We start from the raw sequence: 17,792 nt of genomic DNA, 5'->3' as shown, positions 1-17,792 counted from the left end.
GGGCGGCGGCTCAGTCGAACCAGCGGTCCCGCGCCAGCTCGCGCGTACGCGACGGATCCTCGAGGAGCGCCGCGACCTCGAACCGGCGCGGCCACTGCCCCGCCGCCCAGGCGAGCCCCGCCGCGACACCCTCCAGGGTCGCCGCGTGCACGACCCCGTCCGGGGTGCGCCGCCAGTCGGCCTCCACTCCCCCGACGTACAACTCCTCGTACTCCACGTACGCGTCCGGGGTCCGGGCCCCGAGCAGCACCCGCACCGCCTCCGGCACGGCGTGCTCGACGCCCCCGGCCCCGCTCACCTCCCCGTCGACGGCCTCACTCAGCCGCCGCACCTGGAACAGCTCGGCGAGCGCGGCGGCCCGCGACGGGGTGACGGGCAGCAGCGCCCGCCCGCCGGCCGACGGAATCAGGTCGGGGCAGTCGGCGACGAGGGCCTGCCCGGCGTCGACGACCCGCACAGCACCGTCGACGACGGCCCTCAGCTCGTCGGGGAGCGTCACCCGCTCCGGGTCGAGCTCGGCCAACTGCCCATAGAGCGCGTGCAGTTGAGCGACGCCGACGGTCAGTTCCGGATCGGCGAGCCGGTCGAGCAGTTCGGCGGCGCCACCCGGCTCGTCGAGCAGTGCGGCGACGGACGTCCGCACGCCGAGCGCCCGCAACACCTGCTCGTCGTCGAACCCGGAAGCGTCCGCGCTCTCGTAGAGGCCGTCCAGGAGCGGGTCGCCGCCCTCGGCGCGCAGCCCGGCGGGGCGGCGTCCGTCGAGCACGGGGTGGCCCCGCAGCCACCAGGCCGTGTACGGCCGGACCAGCTCGTGCGTGCCGTCGGGCAGGAGCACACGCACCGGCTGGGTGAGGGCGTCGCGCAGCGGTGGACGGGACAGCAGGGCGAGCGCCTGCGGCCACCGGTCGTCGTCGACGAGGTCGAGATCGCGTACGGCGACGAGTTCGGTGGCGACCGGCGGCACGGACGTGTCGGGCAGCTGGTCGAGCACGTCCTCGCACCACACGTCGACGGCGTCGAGCAGCCCGGCGTCATCCGGTTCCGGGAAGTCGCTGTCGCGCGGCTCCAGCTCGTCCGGGTCGAGCACGACGTCGCCGGCCCGCACCAGCGCGAAGGTGGCGAGCACGCCACAGGCGACGAGCGGCCGCTCCCCCCACCGCTCGGCGAGTTCGGCGTCGACGTACGGCAGTTCACCGTCCCGTACGACCCCGGCGATGGGGCTGTCCGGGAGGATCAGCTCGGCGGCGGGGGCGAGTTCGCCCTCCTCGTCGGGCAGGGCGAGGGCGCCGAGCCACGGCTCGTCGCCCGCGTCGAGGCGGGCGTCGCGCACGAGAGTGAGCACGACGTCGGCCAGCTCGTCGGCGTCCAGGGTGTTCTCGTCGTCCCAGGCGGGCGACTCGTCGTCGAGCGAGGCGGCGACGGCGGCCCGTACCTGCGGGGTCGTCAGGACCGCGCGGGGCGTCGCGGGCAGGGCGCCCAGCTTCTCCAGGACCGGGTGGGCGGCGTCCGCGTGCGCGACCTTCAGGCCGAGCCGGGCCAGCGCGTCGCCCGGAAGCCCCGCCGCCTCGGCCGTGGGCAGCAGCACCTGCCGGGGCCCGATGGCGGTCCGTCCCCCGGCCAGCGGCACCGGAAGCCCGCTGAGCCGGTCCGGGTCGACCCCGGCGAGCGAGTCGTACAGCGACCGCCACCAGGACGGCTCGCGTTCGAGCCCCGCGAGCCGGTCGACGGCCTCGGTCAGCGGCAGCCGGGCCACGCCGAGCGTGCGCAGCTCCACGCGGCGTTCGAGCCCGGCGGGCAGCAGGCTCGGCAGGACGTCGGCGAGCACGCGTACGGTGTCGGCGCCCGCGCCCTCGACGACCTCGGCGTCACGGGGGCGCAGGGCCTCGGGCCGGTCGTCGTCGTGGCCGTCGCCGCCGGGGGCGAGGGCGGGCGGCAGGAAGGCGGTGCGGGGCAGCCGTTCCAGGACGGCCGCGCGCAGCGCCCCGTCCAGCTCGCTCCGGCCGAGCGGTCCGGGCACGAGATCGATGATGCCGGGGCCCACGGGCCGCCACGCGGCGAGGAGTTCGGCGTAGGCGTCGGCGGCGCGTTCGGTGAGGAACTCGGTGAGCGGCCCCGGCGCGACACGCCGGCGCGCCGTGTCGAGCGGGAACGACGCGATGAGCAGCGCGGGCACCCCCAGGGCCTCGTCGCTGGGGGTGGGCGCGTGCAGGACGGGCGCGGTGCGCGGTGCGACGGGCGCGCCGTCCGCGTCGACGGGCACGGCCCAGGTCACGGACCAGCGCGGCCGCAGGCGTTCTTCCACGGGCCGGTCGGCGAGCAGCGCGGCGTCCAGGGCGCCGTCGTGGGAGACGGTGCGCCAGCGCAGGTCGGCGGGCTGTTGCTGGGGGCGGGCGTCGTCGGAGACGACGACGTACGGGCCGTCGGTGCGCCGCCGCAGCGTGCGGGTCCCGGCGTCGGTGGTCACGGTGACCTCGGTGAGGCCGGGCAGGGCGAGCAGCAGCGTGTCGTCGACGGCGTCGAGCAGCCGCGCGGCGAGCGCCTCGGCGGCACCGTCGCGCAGCGGCAGGACGACGACGGTGTCGTACGAGTCCGGGGGCGTGCCCTGCGCCGCGAACGGCAGCCTCAGCAGCGGCACATGGCCGTCGCGGCGGCGCAGCTCGTCGCCGAGTCCCGGACTGTGCCGGGCGACGTCCTGGGCGGCGTCACGCGCCTCGGACAGCGACCAGCGGACCCCTCCGGCCCGGCCGATGACGGCGGGCTCGTCGGTGACGGCGAGCACGGCGGCGAACCCGACGCCGAACCGTCCGACGGTGGCGGCGTGGCCGTGCTCCTCTGTCGCCCGCTTGGCGGAGGCCCGCAGGGTGGAAAGCGACTCGACACCGGCCGCGTCCAGCGGGGCGCCGGTGTTGGCGGCGGCGAGCACCCCGCCCTTGAGCGTGAGGGCCAGGCGGCCCTCGGCCCCGGCGCGGGCGGCCGCGTCGGCGGCGTTCTGGGCGAGCTCGACGACGAGCCGGTCGCGGTAGCCGCCGAGCGCGAGGTCCTCCTCGGCGTTGGCGTCCTCACGGAACCGGGCGCCGCTGCCCGCCCACGCGTTCAGCACGGCGTGCCGCAGCCTGGCGGTACCGAAGGGGTCCACGCCCTCGGGGGCGGGGTTGCTTACGCTCACCGTGACTCCGTTCTTGGCCGCATGGTCCGATCCGCCGAACGTTATCGCGGCTGGTGGGGTGCCTCGTGAGGCGCGTTGCCGGGTGCGGCTTGATTATGGCTGGTCGCGCCCACGCGGCGGAGCCGCACATCGCTACGGCCCCGCGCCCCTGAGGCATGCGGCTTCGCCGCAGCCCCGTGAGGGCGCGCGCAGTGCGCCTCTCAGGGGCGCGGGGAGCTGCGCGAGCAGCCCAGGACGACGGTCGGTCGGCGACGCGCCCAGGGCGTGTTTCGAAAGTGGCGTCGTCCGCCCGCAGGGCGGGCCCGGCGGCGTCCGGTGCGTGCGATCGCAAGGCGGAGGGTCGCCCCGATACAGGGCGTATCGGGGCGAGCCCGACAACGCCGCGAGCGTGCGTGCCAGACGTCGCCGGGCAGACGGGACTTTCGAAGCGCGCCCTAGGAGTGGCCCAGGTCCTCCGCGTCCTCGGGGGCGGCCGAGCCGACAGACCCGCCATCCGCCTCCGCGCGCAGCGGGAAGACGTCCACCACGGTCTCGTCGATGACCGGCGGCGCCGGCCGCGGGGCCTTCGGCATGACGGCCGCCTCGGAATGCCCGCCGCACCCGTACGACAGCGAGACGACGTGCCCGTCCGCCGGGGAGAACTCGTTCGCGCAGACTCCGAAGGCCTGGCCGAGGGAGCCGCCGATGGGCGTGAGGAAGCCGCACGAGACGCAGGTCGCCGGGGCCGCCTGGGCCATCGCGGTCTTCGCGCCGAACCCCTCCTCCCAGCGGTCGGCCGCGACGTGCAGCCCGTAACGGGAGAGGACGCGCGCGCGGCGCATGCCGAGTTCCTCGGCGACCGCCGCGATGGAGCCGCGAACCGGCGCGACGGGCAGCTCCCCCGGGGGCCCCTGCGTGACGTCGGCGTCCTCCGCCTCCACCAGCTCCGCCATCTGTTCGGAGACGGCGGAGTTCGGCGCGGGCTCGTCCTCGCCGGACCAGCCGGGCTCAAGACGCAGATCCTCCGCGTCCGTGGGCAGCAGGTCGCCGGGCCCGAGGTCGCCGGGCCGCAGCCGCTCGCTCCACGGCACCCACTCGGGGGCCAGCAGCGCGTCGGGGCCCGGCAGCAGCACCACCTCGTCGAGCGTGACGTAGCGGGCGCGCGAGGCGCGGGCCACGGTCACCGCCCAGCGCCAGCCGCGGTAGCCGAACTCCTTGCACTCGAAGAGATGGGTGACGACGCGGTCGCCCTCGACGACGGTCTCGACGTGCTCGCCGACCACTCCGGGTGCCGCGGCTTCCTCCGCGGCCGCCCGGGCGATGTCGACCGCCTCCGCGCACAGACGGTCAGGGGTGCGGCTTCGCGTTGTCGCTGCGCTCACAGGTATCGCTTCTCTCCTACGCCGTCTCACGGGTGCGTCGCCCGGTGACGGGAGCGCGGACGGAGCGGACCTGAGGGCCGCGTCGACGTCCGCGCCCGACGTTCCGGGCACACCTTCGTCACCCATTCTGCGGGATGGCCGAGAGGCGCGCGGCCGAGAACAACCGCCGGGGCGCGCTACGCACGCTACCTCTTCCGGCGCCGTGCGCCCACACCGACGTACGCGCACACGGCACCCGCCTCCCGGGACACGCCTCACACTCGCATGACCTGATCTGCACTAGAGGCTCCCGGTACAGGGCACTATGACTGAGTGGCTGCCGCCAAAGCGTCGTCCGGCTCATCGCGTCCGTCCGGCCCGCCCGGCCCGTCGGGCGCGACCGCGTACGGGCGCAGCGGTTCGGGCCCGGTGCGCGGAACCGTCCGCGCGCTCGGGCGTGCCCTGAGGCTGCCGTTCCGGTCCGCCGGGCGCGGTATCCGCAAGGCCACGCACGCGCACGGCGCGGGCGAGTCGGGCCTGGGCAAGCTCATCGAACTGCACGCGGTGAACGGCGCGGGCGACGTGATGGTGACCGTCGCGCTCGCCTCCACGGTGTTCTTCTCGGTGCCGACGGACCAGGCGCGCGGCCGGGTCGCCCTGTACCTGGGGATCACGATGCTGCCGTTCACGCTGCTCGCGCCGGTGATCGGCCCGCTGCTCGACCATCTGCCGCACGGCCGGCGCGCCGCGATGGCCGGTTCGATGGTGGCGCGGGCGCTGCTCGCCCTGGTCCTGTCGGGCGCGGTGGCGACGGGCGGCCTGCAGCTGTACCCGGCGGCGTTGGGCGTCCTGGTGGCGTCGAAGGCGTACGGGGTGGTGCGCTCGGCGGTCGTGCCGCGTCTGCTGCCGCCCGGTTTCTCTCTGGTGAAGGCCAACTCGCGGGTCACGCTCGGCGGGCTGCTCGCCACGGGTGCGGCGGCGCCGGTCGGCGCGGGCCTGCACGCGGTGGGCCCGCCCTGGCCGCTGTACGGGGCCTTCGCGCTCTACGTCACCGGGATGATCTTCTCCCTCACCCTGCCCCACAAGGTCGACTCGGCGAAGGGTGAGAAGCGGGCGCTGCTCGCCGCGGACGAGGCGCATGTGCACGGCCCGGCGCGGGCCCGGCCCGACCGTAGACCGGGCCTGCGGACGGTCGGCCCGGCGGTCACGCACGCGCTGGTCGCGAACGCGTCGCTGCGCTGCCTGTCCGGCTTCCTGATCTTCTTCCTGGCGTTCCTCCTGCGCGTCCACCCCATGACGGGACAGAGCGCGGCGGTCTCGCTCGCTCTGGTGGGCGTGTCGGCCGGGGCGGGGAACGCGCTCGGGACGGCGGTCGGCTCCTGGTTGCGGTCGCGCGCGCCGGAGCTGATCATCGTGACGGTGGTGGCGGCGGTGCTCGCCGTGGCGGTGATCTCGACGCTCTTCTTCGGGGCGATCATGACGGCGTTCCTTGCCGCGGTGGCCGGCTTCGCGCAGGCCCTGGCGAAACTGTCGCTCGACGCGACGATCCAGCGGGACGTGCCGGAGGGCGTGCGGACGTCGGCGTTCGCCCGCTCGGAGACGCTGCTCCAGATGGCGTGGGTGGTAGGCGGGGCGATCGGCATCGCGCTGCCGCTGAACGGCGTGGTGGGTCTGTCCACGGCGTCGGCGATCGTTGCGACGGGCTGGCTGACGACAGTGAAGGGCCTACTGGCCTCGGCACGGCACAAGGGCGGACAGCCGAGGGCGCGGGTGGCCTGAGACCTGACCGCAGGCGGCGGGGGCGACCGGAGGGAGGCAGGACCGGCGGGCGGCAGAACCGCGGGAGGCGGGATCGGCGGTTGTGTATCCGATATGGCGCGAACGCGACACCCGCACCCCCGGAGGGCAGCGGCGCGGACGGAGCCCGATAGCCTTCGCCCATGACCTCCCAGCGTTTCGTAGTGCGCCATCGGCGCACCGTGGCCGCCGTCGGCGCTGTCGGCGCCGGACTGCTCGTGCTCTCCGCCTGCGACAAGCCGACGCCGCTGGCCACCGTCACGGTGGGCCGCAGCTCGGTCAACTCCGAGGCCAACTGCTACAAGGACGGCAAGGCGCTCAAGCCGACCTCCCTCAAGGCATGCCTGACCGACAAGCACATCAAGTCCATCAAGGTGGACCCGGACGCGACGGTCCGGTTCGGCGTCGAACCGGCCATCGCCGACAAGAGCTGGACGATCCTGATGAACGGTCAGCCGCTGACCGACGCCAGCAAGAAGACGTACCGCACCGTGCCCGGCAGCGTCTTCTTCAACCAGCAGTACGGGGCGACCGGTTCGTCGACCACCGTCACGATCCTGGAGGGCTCGGGCGCGAAGGCGTACGGCCTGTGGTCGTTCAAGCTCAAGAAGGACTCCGACTCCTGACGGGCACCGCAGGCGCGCACCGCGTCCTGATCGCCACCGCCGTCCCGGCCGAACGGGACGCGGTGGCGCGCGGCGTGTCGGCGGGCCCACCGGGCATCGACGTGGTGGCGGTCGGCGTGGGCCCGGCCGCGGCGGCCGCGGGCACGGCGACCGCGCTCACCCGGGCCGAGCTCGCCGGACACCCGTACACGCTGGTCGTCTCGGCCGGCATAGCAGGCGGTTTCGCCGCGCCGCCCGGGACACCGATCGTGGCGGACACGATCACCGCGGCGGACCTGGGCGCCGAGACCCCGGACGGCTTCGTCCCGGTCACGGACCTGGGCTTCGGCGCGGTCACCCATCACCCGCCGGAGGCCCTGGTCCGCGACTTGGCCGCGGCCACCTCCGCGACGGTCGGCACGCTCCTGACGGTCTCCACGGTGACCGGCACGGCGTCCCGCGCCGCCCTGCTGGCCCAGCGGCACCCCGGTGTCGTGGGCGAGGCGATGGAGGGCTTCGGCGTGGCGGAGGCGGCGGCGTCGCACGGCGTCCCGGCGGCGGAGCTGCGGACGGTCTCCAACGCGGTGGGGCCGCGCGACCGTGCGGCATGGCGCATCGGCGACGCACTGGCGGCACTGACCGAGGTGTTCGGGAAGGCGGCCCCGGTCCTCACACGTTGGAGCAGCACATGACGGAACGAACGCCGGTGGAAGGCACGCCGACGGCAGACACCCCGACGGCAGACACCCCGACGGAGAACACGCCGACGGCGGACACCCCGACGGAAAGCACGCCGACGGTGGGCGCCCCGGGGGCCGGCGCCGCCCACGCCGGCGACCGCCGCCCGGTCCGCATCGCCTTCTCCCCCTGCCCGAACGACACGTTCGTCTTCGACGCGTGGGCGCAGGGCCGCGTGCCGGGCGCCCCGCCGCTGGACGTGACGTTCGCGGACATCGACATCACCAACGGCATCGCGGAACGCCACGAGGACGCGTACGACATCCTGAAGGTGAGCTACGCGGTCCTCCCGTACGTCCTGAAGGACTACGCGCTCCTCCCCTGCGGAGGCGCCCTGGGCAGGGGCTGCGGCCCCCTGGTCCTGACCCGCGAACCGGGCATCGACCTGTCGGACAAGAAGGTCGCCGTCCCCAGCGAGACGTCGACCGCCTACCTGCTCTTCCGCCTGTGGGCGGCGGACACGCTGGCGACCGGACGGGTGGGCGAGATCGTCGTCATGCCGTTCCACGAGATCATGCCGGCGGTGCGGGACGGCCGGATCGACGCGGGCCTGGTCATCCACGAGGCCCGCTTCACGTACCACGAGTACGGCCTGCACAAGCTCGCGGACATGGGCGAGCACTGGGAGCACACCACGGGCCTCCCCATCCCCCTGGGCGCGATCATCGCCCGCCGCGACCTGGGCGAGGCCCGTCTGCGCTCGTACGCGGAGACGATCCGCGAGTCGGTCCGCAGGGCCTGGGACGACCCGGAGGCATCCCGTCCCTACGTCATGGCGCACGCGCAGGAGATGGACCCGTCCGTGGCGGACCAGCACATCGGCCTGTACGTCAACGAGTTCACGGCCGGCCTGGGCGAGGACGGCTACGCGGCGGTCCGCGGCCTCCTCACCCGTGCGGCGGCGGAGGGCCTGGTCCCGGCCCTGCCACCGGAGGCGCTGGCGTTCCCCTGACGGCCCCGCCCGCACCGGCACGCTACCGGGCAGGGCGCGAAGACGGTGAGCCACTCGGCGTCCCGCGCCCGGTGCCCGCGCCTCACGCGCACACGTGCGCGTGAACCTCACACATCCAGCTGGTCCGCCACGGCCCGCAGCAACCCCGCGATCTTCTTCCCGGCGGTCTTGTCGGGGTACCGGCCGCGCTCAAGCATCGGGGTGATGTTCTCAAGGACAGTCGTCAGGTCCTGGACGATCGAGGCCAGCTCGTCCGGCTTGCGGCGCTGGGCCGCTGCCACCGAAGGCGTGGGGTCGAGCAGGGCGACGGAGAGGGCCTGGTCGCCGCGCTGGCCCGCGACCACGCCGAACTCGACCCGCTGGCCGGGCTTGAGTGTGTCGACTCCGGCGGGAAGTACGGAGGAGTGCACGAAGACGTCGCCGCCGTCGTCGCGGGAGAGGAAGCCGAAGCCCTTCTCCTGGTTGAACCACTTGACCTTGCCGGTAGGCACGTGAAGTCCTCGTCCTCGTACTAGAAGAAAAACGCTGGTCTCAAGCTCTGGACAGCAGTAGAGCGGGTCGAGGTCCGACCCGCCGTCACCAAGACTATGGGTCCCGGGCCCGGTGACAAGATGCCGCTGCGCAGGGAACTACCCTGGCCGGGTGCGTGACAAAACCCAAGCCAATTACCGCGACAGCGAGCCGGGCCCCGGAGACGGTCTGGTGAAGGCGGGCGGCATCGTCTTCATCATCGGCGCGATCGCCACTGTCGCCACGGTGGCCCCCCTCTTCCTCCACACCCACCCGTTCCCGCCCGTCGCCTACGCGGTGTGCATGCTGATGGGCGTCGGCTTCCTGCTGGCGGCCGCGGGTGTACTGCGCTCGATCGCGGTCCAGCGCCGCCAGGCACGTCAGCCCGCCAGGTAGCCCGCGAACCAGACGGGAAACTCGGTCAGGTCCGTCAGAACGACGTCGGCCCCGGCTTCCTTCAGCTCAACGGCATCGCACGGACCGGTCGCCACGCCTACGGACAGGGCCCGCGCCGTGCGTGCGCCCCGTACGTCGCCGACATGATCGCCGACGTAGACGCCCGCCCCGTGCGCGCCCAACGCCTCCGCCTTGCGCTCGGCCCACAGATCGCCCACCACCGCGTCCGCTTCGATGCCGAGGTGATCCAGGTGCAACGCGGCGTGCGGCTGGTTCTTGGCGGTCACCACCACCGTACGGCCCCCCGCCGCACGCACAGCGGCCATGGTCTCGCGCACACCGGGCATGGGCAGGGCGGCCTCGATCGCGTACGTGGGATACAGCTCGCGGTACAGGCCGACCATCTCGGCGATCCGCTCGGCCGGGAACCAGTTGGCCAGTTCGTCCACCAGCGGCGGCCCCAACCGGCTCACGGCGAGGTCGGCGTCGACGAAGACACCGGTCCGCTCCGACAAGGCCACCCAGGTGGCGCGGATACCCGGCCGAGAGTCGATCAAGGTCATGTCCAGGTCGAAACCGACGGTGGGCCCGGGGCGCGAGGGACCGGTGAGAGCAGCCATGGCTTCCATTCTGCCCCGGCACGGGGGATGCTCGGCTCTGCCCCGGCACGGGGGATGCTCGGCGCCCCGGACTACCCGGGGGTCCCTGGTGGGGCGAGAAGAATGCCCACCGCCGCAAACCCGGCCACGAGACGGAAGGAGTCGTACGGGGCATGTCCGCGCGCAGCAGCCGGACCCCGCCCGGCCGCGTGCGATCCGGCTGACGGTACGCGTGAGACGGCGAGCACGGACATGCCCCGGGCGGCTCCGCAGCCGGCCCGGCACCGGCACCGGCACCGGCACCGGCACCGGCACCGGCAGGAACGAACGGAGAGCCGCCGACGGCGCCCCGACGGCCGCCCTCCCTTCACCGCGCACGCGAAAGGCGACAAGCACATGCACCGCACCCGCCGCCCGATCACCACCGCGGCCCTGATGCTGACCCTGGCGGCCTGCACGTCGCACGCGGCAGGAACCACCAGCCCCACCTCGCCGGCCTCCCGCACCATCAGGACGGCGATGGGCCCGGTGACCCTCAGGAACACCCCGCACCGCGTCGTGGTCCTGGGCACGGCGGAGCTGGACTCGGCGGTGACCCTGGGCGTGACACCGGTGGGCGCGACAAGCCCGGACGCGGACGCGACACCCTTGGCCTACCTCCCCGAGGACAGAACAAGACCCATCGAGAACGTAGGCCGGGACAAGGCCCCCGACCTGAAGAAGATCGCATCGCTCAAGCCGGACCTGATCCTCGGCGACAAGCACGACGCGGACCGCTACGCCGCACTCAAGGCGATCGCCCCGACGGTCCTCACGGCGGAACCGGGCCACCGCTGGAAGCAGAACTTCCTGGTGCACGCCGCAGCACTGAACAAGACCCGGGAAGCACGAGCGGTCGAAGCCACCTACGCACACCGCGCGACGACGATCGCCGCCGCACTGCGGGACGGAACGACCGCCAACATGGTCCGCTTCGCCGAGGATTCAAAGATTCACATATACGGCAGAAGAACCTACATAGGCACGATCTTCGCGGACGTGGGCCTGACACTCCCGGTCGCCACATCCCTCGACGTGACCCCCAACCGCATAAAGAAGGCGGACGCCGACGCGATCTTCACATCCACTCACGGAAACCCGCAAAAGGCCAAGGTCACTCAGACGACAACCAGCGCCACGTGGCGCGGCCTGAAGGCGGTCGCCGAGAACAAGGTGTTCCAGGTGGACGACGACGTCTGGTGCCAGGGAATCGGCTACACGTCGGCGAACCAGATCCTCAGCGACATCCGGTCGGACCTCACGGAGTGAGGCAGGATCACCGGATCCGCTGCGACCGCCACACCACATACAGGGCGGAAGCAACAGCGGCACACCGCAGCACCCACGGCCACGTGGCGCCGAGCGCCCCGCTCATCTGCCCGTCGGGTATCGGCGCGCCCCACCGCCCGGTGCCGCGCCCCCACACCCATACGAGCCCGCCCGCGACAGCGAGTCCGGGCAGCCCGAAAACGGTCCACTTCTTCTGACGGGCGGTCAGCCGCCGGGAGAGATAAGGAATGGCCCACCCGACGAGCAGCGCGACCAGATTGCCGAGAACAGCCCCGGCGACAAGAGCAGCGGCGGCGAGAAGCAGCAACGGGTTGGACCACCCGCCGCGGGCCGCCCGAGGAACGAACCGCCGTGCGCCCCGACGACTGCCGGTGTCGTCCTCGCCCTCGCCTTCGTCCTCGCCCTCGTCGCTCTCGGGCACGTCCTCGACGGCTTCGTCTTCGGCCACCGGCTTCTCGCTCCGGGCCGACGGCGGACGAAGTATGTCGGGAATCTCGACTCCGCCCACGAACCCCGGCGGCAGATCATCGCTCTCGGTGAGATCCCCCGGGCCGGACCGCCACCAGAACGGCTCGCCTCCGGAAGGCCCGAGTTCGTCGGCCCCGGCGAGATGAGGCGGCGACGGCACATCACGCCGCTCGTCGACCGAGCCCCCACCGCCCGGACGCTCCCCTCGCGGCCGGGGCACGAGCTTGCGCAACCCGCCCCCGATCCGGCCGGCGCCCCCGGTGGGCTGCTCGGGCACGCTCGGCACCGCGGAGACACGCCCGGCCCCGGCCCCGCCCGCACCCCCGTCCGCCGACCCGCGCCCACCGTCCAAGCCCTCCCGAGCCCCGCGCACAAGCCGCTCCGGCGTCCCGAGCCGGTCGAGAATCCGGCGCACGGCGGCGGGGCTGTCGACGGTGACCCGGGCCCGGCGCCGGTCGATCTCGTCGCGCAGCTCCGACACCAGCCGCATCCGGGTGGCCGACGGCAGCTGCCGCTGCTGGGCCAGGTCGCCGACCCGGCTCAGATAGTCGTAGACGATCTGGTCGCTCTCGATCCCCACGAAGTCCCCTCCGGGGTGGTGCGGTTGACGCCCCGACGGTATCGCGATTGTCACGCCGCGACGGTGCGAAGGTCACGGGAGCCCGCCCCAGCCCTCGCTCCTCGATCCCCCGAGGGGCTCGATTGGCTACCGTGGGTCAGATGAGCACCGATGAGCAGCCGCGGGCCGCGGCACCCCGTTCCCTGGCGGAAGCCCTCCGCGCCCGGGACGACGCCTCCCTCGCGGGGCTCCTGCGCGCCCGCCCCGACCTGCTCACCCCGGTCCCGAACGACGTCACGCAGCTGGCCACCCGCGCCGGCACCCGGGCATCGGTGGTCCGCGCGCTGGACCGCCTCGACCGTTTCACGCAACAGGTGGCGCAGGCACTCGCCGTGGCGCCGGACCCGACGACGTACGAGGAGCTCAAGGCGCTGTTGCCGGGCGAAGAAGCGGCGCGGGCGCTCCCGGACGCCGTGGCGACGCTGCGCGAGCAGGCGCTCGCGTGGGGCGGGGACGACCAGCTGCGCCTGGTCCGCACGGCCCGCGAACTGCTGACGCCGTCGCCGCAGCACCCGTCACCCACCGGCCTGGGCCCGACCGTCGCGGAGGCCACGTCAGGCATGTCGCCCACCCGGCTGCAGGAGATCGTGCTGGCGGCGGGCCTGCCCTCGACGCACGACCCGGTGTCGGCGGTGGAGGCTCTGACGGCCCTCTACACGACGCCCGCCCGCATGGACCAGCTCCTCTCCCAGGCCCCGACCGCGTCGCTGGACGTACTGAACCGTCTGGTGTGGGGCCCACCGTACGGTCAGGTCACGGCGGACCCGGCGCCCCACCTGCGGTGGCTGCTCGACCGGGGCCTGCTGCTGCCGACGGCGCCCGGCACGGTGGTGCTGCCGAGGGAGGCGGCGCTGCACCTGCGCGGCGGCAGGGCCCACAAGGAACTGGAGCCGTCGGAGCCGCCCGTACGGGAAAGGCGGCAGCACACCCCGCAGGGGGTGGACGCGGCAGCGGCGGCGCAGGCGCACACGGCCGTGGCGACGGTCGAGGAACTCCTCAAGGACTGGGACGAGGGCGGCCCGGCGGTGCTGCGGGCGGGCGGACTGAGCGTACGGGACCTGAAGCGTACGGCGACGGCGCTGGACACAACGGAGCACCAAGCGGCGTTCTGGGTCGAACTGGCCTACACCGCGGGCCTGTTGGCGTCGGACGGCGAGGCCGACGAGCGGTACGCCGCGACGCCCGCGTACGACGAGTGGCTGGAATGCCCGCCCGCGGCCCGTTGGGCGCGGCTCGCGGCGGCGTGGCTGACGGCGACACGCACGGCGGGCTTGGTGGGCGGCAGGGACGGCAAGGACCGAACGCTGTCGGCGCTGGGCCCGCACCTGGACCGTTCGGCGGCGCCGGAGGTACGCCACCGGGTGCTGACGCTCCTGGCGGAACTGCCGGCCGGAACGGCACCGGACACCGAGTCCGTCATGGCCCGCCTGGCGTGGGAACGCCCGTCACCGGCATCGCTCGAACTGCGCGACAGGCTGGCCCGGTGGACGCTGGCGGAGGCGGAGTCCCTGGGGGTGACGGGAAGGGGCGCGCTGGCGGCGCACGGCAGAGCCCTGCTGTCCTCGGCCCAGCACTCCCCCACCCCGGCGGAGGCGGCGACGGCCGCACTCAAGGCGGAGAAGCTCCTTGCCCCGCTGCTCCCCGAACCACTGGACCACGTCCTCCTCCAGGCGGACCTGACGGCGGTGGCCCCGGGCCCGCTGGAACGCCCGCTGGCGGAGACGCTCGCGGTCCTGGCGGACGTGGAGTCGAAGGGCGGCGCGACGGTGTACCGCTTCACGCCGGGCTCGGTCCGCAGGGCCCTGGACGCGGGCCGTACGGCGTCGGACCTCAAGACGTTCCTGACCCACCACTCCCGCACCCCGCTCCCCCAGCCCCTCGCCTACCTGATCGACGACGTGGCGCGCAGACACGGCCACCTGCGCATCGGCGCGGCCTCGGCGTACGTGCGCTGCGACGACGACGCGCTGCTCGACGAGATCCTGGCGGACAAGCGCTCCGCACCGCTGCGCCTGCGCCGTCTGGCCCCGACGGTCCTGGCGGCGCAGGCGGACCCGGGCACGCTCCTGGAGGGCCTGCGCGGCATGGGCTTCGCCCCGGCGGCCGAGACCCCGGAGGGCGACGTGCTGATCGCCAGGGCCCACGCCCACCGCACGCCCCCGCGCACCGGCCCTGACCCGGTCCCGGACGGCCCGCCGCTGCCGGCGGCAGCGCTCCTGGAAGCGGCTCTGAGGGCGATCAGGGCGGGCGACATGGCGGCGACGGCGACCCGCAAGCCCACGCCCGACAGCCCGACCATGCCTCCCGCCGCCCCGGCCGACGGCGCCCTCCCCCGCACCACGGCGGCGGAGACCCTGGCCACGATGCAGGCGGCGGTCCTGACGGGCGAACCGCTGTGGATCGGCTACGTCAACGCGGACGGCGCCGCGAGCCAACGCGTCATCGCGCCCATCCGCGTGGAAGGCGGCTTCGTCACGGCGTACGACCACACCTCCGACGAGGTCCGCACCTATCCACTGCACCGTGTGACGGGCGTGGCGGAACTGTCGGACGACTGAAGCCGGGCCTCACACCTCCCGCGTCATGAACGTGCTGTTCGGATCGGCCCTGTAGTCGGCGAACGGCTCGCACCGCACGAACCCGAAGCGCTCGTACAGCCTGCGCGCGGGCAGGAAGAACGGGGCGGAACCGGTCTCCAGGCTCAACCGGGTGAAGCCGCGTCGCCCGGCTTCGTCGATGATGTGCGCGAGCAGCCGGGACGCGACACCGCTGCGCTTGCGCGCGGTGGCGGTCCGCATGGACTTCAGCTCGGCGTGTCCGGCGTCGAGCCGTTTGAGGGCGCCGCACCCGACCACCGCGCCGCCGTCCCGCACGGTCCAGAACGTGATGCCGGGTGCGCGGAGGGCGTCGAGGTCGAGGGCGTGCTTGCTCTCCGGGGGCGAGATGGCCCGCAGCTGCCGGACGTGCTCGCCGAGGAACTCGGCCACCTCCGGCCCGGAAAGATCATCCACCACGATGTCCACTCGGCTCTCCCACCCGTCAGTGCCAGCTGTTCGGCGCACGGTACCCGGACTCGCGCCAGCGGGCCCGGTCGTGCCCCGAACAGGACCGGGAGCGGGAGGCGGCCGCGCCACAGCGGGTCAGCAGCACCGCTGTGATCGCGGCGACCTCCTCGGCCTCGGCACGGCCCTTCTCGATGCGGATGTCGGGGTTCGTCGGCATGTCCGGCTCTCCTCGGGGGCCACGGGCCACAGGTCCGTCGGGAACTTCGAGAACTTCGAGAACTTCGACAAGTTGGGGGACTGGGGGACTGGGAGGGGCTGAGGGGACTGAGGAACTTCGGAAACTGGGGAAACCTGGCATCCTCCACGCTGCCCACGCGCCGCCGGCCGCTCGCCAGTGACCGCTCGCCGGTGACCGCTCGCCGGCGATCACTCGCCAGCCGGCCACTCGCCGGTGATCACTCCTTCGGTGCCTCACTATCCCAGGGCTCCGCTCCACGCTCATCTCGAGAGCTTCCCGGCGCATGCGGCACACTGGAGGTTTGGGCCAATGAAAAGGCCGTAGGAAAGGGTGTGCGCGTGAACGGTGGACCACTGATCGTCCAGTCGGACAAGACGCTGCTCCTGGAGGTCGACCACGAGCAGGCCGGCGACTGCCGCCGGGCCATCGCCCCGTTCGCGGAGCTGGAGCGGGCGCCCGAGCACATCCACACGTACCGGGTGACACCGCTCGGCCTGTGGAACGCTCGGGCGGCGGGGCACGACGCGGAGCAGGTCGTGGACGCGCTCGTGCAGTACAGCCGGTACCCGGTGCCGCACGCCCTGCTGGTCGACATCGCCGAGACGATGGACCGGTACGGCCGGCTGACGCTCAGCAAGCACCCGGCGCACGGGCTGGTGCTCACGACCACGGACCGGCCGGTCCTGGAGGAGATCCTGCGCTCGAAGCGGATCATCCCGCTGGTGGGGGCTCGGATCGACCCGGACACCGTCGTCGTACACCCCTCCGAGCGCGGCCAGATCAAGCAGACGCTGCTGAAGCTGGGCTGGCCCGCCGAGGACCTGGCCGGTTACGTGGACGGGGAGGCGCACCCGATCGAACTGGCCGAGGACGGGTGGGCGCTGCGCCCGTACCAGAAGCAGGCCGTCGAGAACTTCTGGCACGGCGGCTCCGGCGTGGTCGTCCTGCCGTGCGGCGCGGGCAAGACGCTCGTCGGCGCCGGTGCGATGGCGCAGGCGAAGGCGACGACGCTGATCCTGGTGACCAACACCGTCTCGGCCCGGCAGTGGAAGCACGAGCTGGTGCGGCGCACGAGCCTGACCGAGGACGAGATCGGCGAGTACAGCGGGACGAAGAAGGAGATCCGCCCGGTCACGATCGCCACGTACCAGGTCCTGACCACGAAACGGAAAGGGATCTACCCGCACCTGGAGCTCTTCGACTCGCGCGACTGGGGCCTCATCGTCTACGACGAGGTGCACCTGCTGCCCGCGCCGGTCTTCAAGTTCACCGCCGACCTGCAGGCGCGCCGCCGTCTGGGGCTGACCGCCACGCTCGTACGCGAGGACGGGCGCGAGTCGGACGTGTTCTCGCTGATCGGGCCGAAGCGGTTCGACGCGCCGTGGAAGGAGATCGAGGCGCAGGGGTACATCGCTCCGGCGGACTGCGTGGAGGTCCGTGTCAACCTGACCGACTCCGAGCGGCTGGCGTACGCGACCGCCGAGACCGAGGAGAAGTACCGCTTCTGCGCGACGACGGCGACGAAGCGGAAGGTCACCGAGGCGCTGGTGCGGCGGCACGAGGGCCAGCAGACCCTCGTCATCGGCCAGTACATCGACCAGCTCGACGAGTTGGGCGCCCATCTCGACGCGCCCGTCATCAAGGGCGAGACGACCAACGCGGTCCGCGAGAAGCTGTTCGACCAGTTCCGGGAGGGCGAGCTGTCGGTGCTCGTCGTGTCGAAGGTGGCGAACTTCTCCATCGACCTGCCGGAGGCGACGGTCGCGATCCAGGTGTCGGGGACGTTCGGGTCGCGGCAGGAGGAGGCGCAGCGCCTTGGCCGTGTCCTTCGCCCGAAGGCGGACGGCCACGAGGCCCGCTTCTACTCGGTCGTCGCCCGCGACACCGTGGACCAGGACTTCGCGGCGCACCGCCAGCGGTTCCTGGCGGAGCAGGGGTACGCGTACCGGATCATCGACGCGGACGAGGTGCTCGCGCAGGACTGAGTCAGCTGAAGGAGAGGAGGGGGCCGGGGCGCAGCGCCCCGGCCC

General features: G+C 73.4%; 15 protein-coding genes. 8 read left to right on the top strand and 7 right to left on the bottom strand.

Annotation, left to right across the window (positions count from 1 at the left end; translation table 11 throughout):
- Positions 1-10: 10 nt before the first annotated feature.
- Positions 11-3,166, bottom strand: a complete 3,156-nt coding sequence (locus OFY01_RS28370) for a sacsin N-terminal ATP-binding-like domain-containing protein (RefSeq protein ID WP_266604694.1) — start codon at positions 3,164-3,166, stop codon at positions 11-13.
- Positions 3,167-3,600: 434 nt separating this feature from the next.
- Positions 3,601-4,527, bottom strand: coding sequence for a DUF3027 domain-containing protein (locus OFY01_RS28365; protein ID WP_266604692.1), 927 nt, complete (start codon positions 4,525-4,527; stop codon positions 3,601-3,603).
- Between the two features lie 312 nt (positions 4,528-4,839).
- Between OFY01_RS28365 and OFY01_RS28360 the strand changes: the two genes are divergently transcribed.
- From OFY01_RS28360 to OFY01_RS28345, 4 genes are all read left to right on the top strand, one after another.
- Positions 4,840-6,285, top strand: coding sequence for an MFS transporter (locus OFY01_RS28360; RefSeq protein ID WP_407700444.1), 1,446 nt, complete (start codon positions 4,840-4,842; stop codon positions 6,283-6,285).
- Positions 6,286-6,446: 161 nt separating this feature from the next.
- Positions 6,447-6,929 carry a DUF2771 domain-containing protein gene (locus OFY01_RS28355; protein WP_266604690.1) on the top strand — a complete coding sequence of 161 codons (483 nt, stop codon included), beginning with the start codon at positions 6,447-6,449 and terminating at the stop codon, positions 6,927-6,929.
- Positions 6,893-7,600 (top strand): futalosine hydrolase, encoded by a 708-nt coding sequence (locus OFY01_RS28350; RefSeq protein WP_266604688.1) that lies wholly within the window; start codon positions 6,893-6,895, stop codon positions 7,598-7,600. Before OFY01_RS28355 ends, OFY01_RS28350 begins: the two co-directional genes overlap by 37 nt.
- Before the next feature lie 161 nt (positions 7,601-7,761).
- Complete coding sequence (locus tag OFY01_RS28345) at positions 7,762-8,598, top strand: 1,4-dihydroxy-6-naphthoate synthase (RefSeq protein ID WP_266604722.1); 837 nt, start codon at positions 7,762-7,764, stop codon at positions 8,596-8,598.
- A gap of 107 nt (positions 8,599-8,705) precedes the next feature.
- On the opposite strand, the gene OFY01_RS32460 is transcribed toward OFY01_RS28345, so the two are convergent.
- Positions 8,706-9,089, bottom strand: coding sequence for a cold-shock protein (locus tag OFY01_RS32460; RefSeq protein ID WP_323135577.1), 384 nt, complete (start codon positions 9,087-9,089; stop codon positions 8,706-8,708).
- A gap of 151 nt (positions 9,090-9,240) precedes the next feature.
- Here OFY01_RS32460 and OFY01_RS28335 point away from each other — a divergent pair, with 151 nt between their 5' ends.
- Positions 9,241-9,504: an SUR7/PalI family protein gene (locus tag OFY01_RS28335; protein ID WP_266604687.1), complete on the top strand. Its 264-nt coding sequence runs from the start codon at positions 9,241-9,243 to the stop codon at positions 9,502-9,504.
- On the opposite strand, the gene OFY01_RS28330 is transcribed toward OFY01_RS28335, so the two are convergent.
- The gene (locus OFY01_RS28330) at positions 9,489-10,124 is read right to left on the bottom strand and encodes an HAD family hydrolase (protein ID WP_266604685.1); all 636 of its coding nucleotides are present in this window, start codon (positions 10,122-10,124) and stop codon (positions 9,489-9,491) included. The genes OFY01_RS28335 and OFY01_RS28330 overlap by 16 nt on opposite strands.
- 375 nt (positions 10,125-10,499) lie before the next feature.
- Between OFY01_RS28330 and OFY01_RS28325 the strand changes: the two genes are divergently transcribed.
- The gene (locus tag OFY01_RS28325; RefSeq protein ID WP_266604683.1) at positions 10,500-11,411 is read left to right on the top strand and encodes an ABC transporter substrate-binding protein; all 912 of its coding nucleotides are present in this window, start codon (positions 10,500-10,502) and stop codon (positions 11,409-11,411) included.
- 7 nt (positions 11,412-11,418) lie between these two features.
- Here OFY01_RS28325 and OFY01_RS28320 read toward each other — a convergent pair whose 3' ends face one another.
- Positions 11,419-12,534 (bottom strand): hypothetical protein, encoded by a 1,116-nt coding sequence (locus OFY01_RS28320; protein WP_323135576.1) that lies wholly within the window; start codon positions 12,532-12,534, stop codon positions 11,419-11,421.
- Positions 12,535-12,620: 86 nt separating this feature from the next.
- Between OFY01_RS28320 and OFY01_RS28315 the strand changes: the two genes are divergently transcribed.
- Positions 12,621-15,077 carry a helicase C-terminal domain-containing protein gene (locus tag OFY01_RS28315; protein WP_266604681.1) on the top strand — a complete coding sequence of 819 codons (2,457 nt, stop codon included), beginning with the start codon at positions 12,621-12,623 and terminating at the stop codon, positions 15,075-15,077.
- A gap of 9 nt (positions 15,078-15,086) precedes the next feature.
- Here the strand turns inward: OFY01_RS28315 and OFY01_RS28310 are convergent, their stop codons facing one another.
- Positions 15,087-15,542 (bottom strand): GNAT family N-acetyltransferase, encoded by a 456-nt coding sequence (locus OFY01_RS28310; RefSeq protein WP_266604680.1) that lies wholly within the window; start codon positions 15,540-15,542, stop codon positions 15,087-15,089.
- Positions 15,543-15,558: 16 nt separating this feature from the next.
- Positions 15,559-15,741, bottom strand: a complete 183-nt coding sequence (locus OFY01_RS28305; protein ID WP_266604678.1) for an acyl-CoA carboxylase subunit epsilon — start codon at positions 15,739-15,741, stop codon at positions 15,559-15,561.
- A gap of 359 nt (positions 15,742-16,100) precedes the next feature.
- Between OFY01_RS28305 and OFY01_RS28300 the strand changes: the two genes are divergently transcribed.
- Complete coding sequence (locus OFY01_RS28300; RefSeq protein WP_323135575.1) at positions 16,101-17,747, top strand: DNA repair helicase XPB; 1,647 nt, start codon at positions 16,101-16,103, stop codon at positions 17,745-17,747.
- Positions 17,748-17,792 lie beyond the last annotated feature (45 nt).

This window comes from Streptomyces beihaiensis, from assembly GCF_026274175.1.
Classification (GTDB): domain Bacteria; phylum Actinomycetota; class Actinomycetes; order Streptomycetales; family Streptomycetaceae; genus Streptomyces; species Streptomyces beihaiensis.
This window is presented reverse-complemented; position numbering and strand designations above follow the sequence as displayed.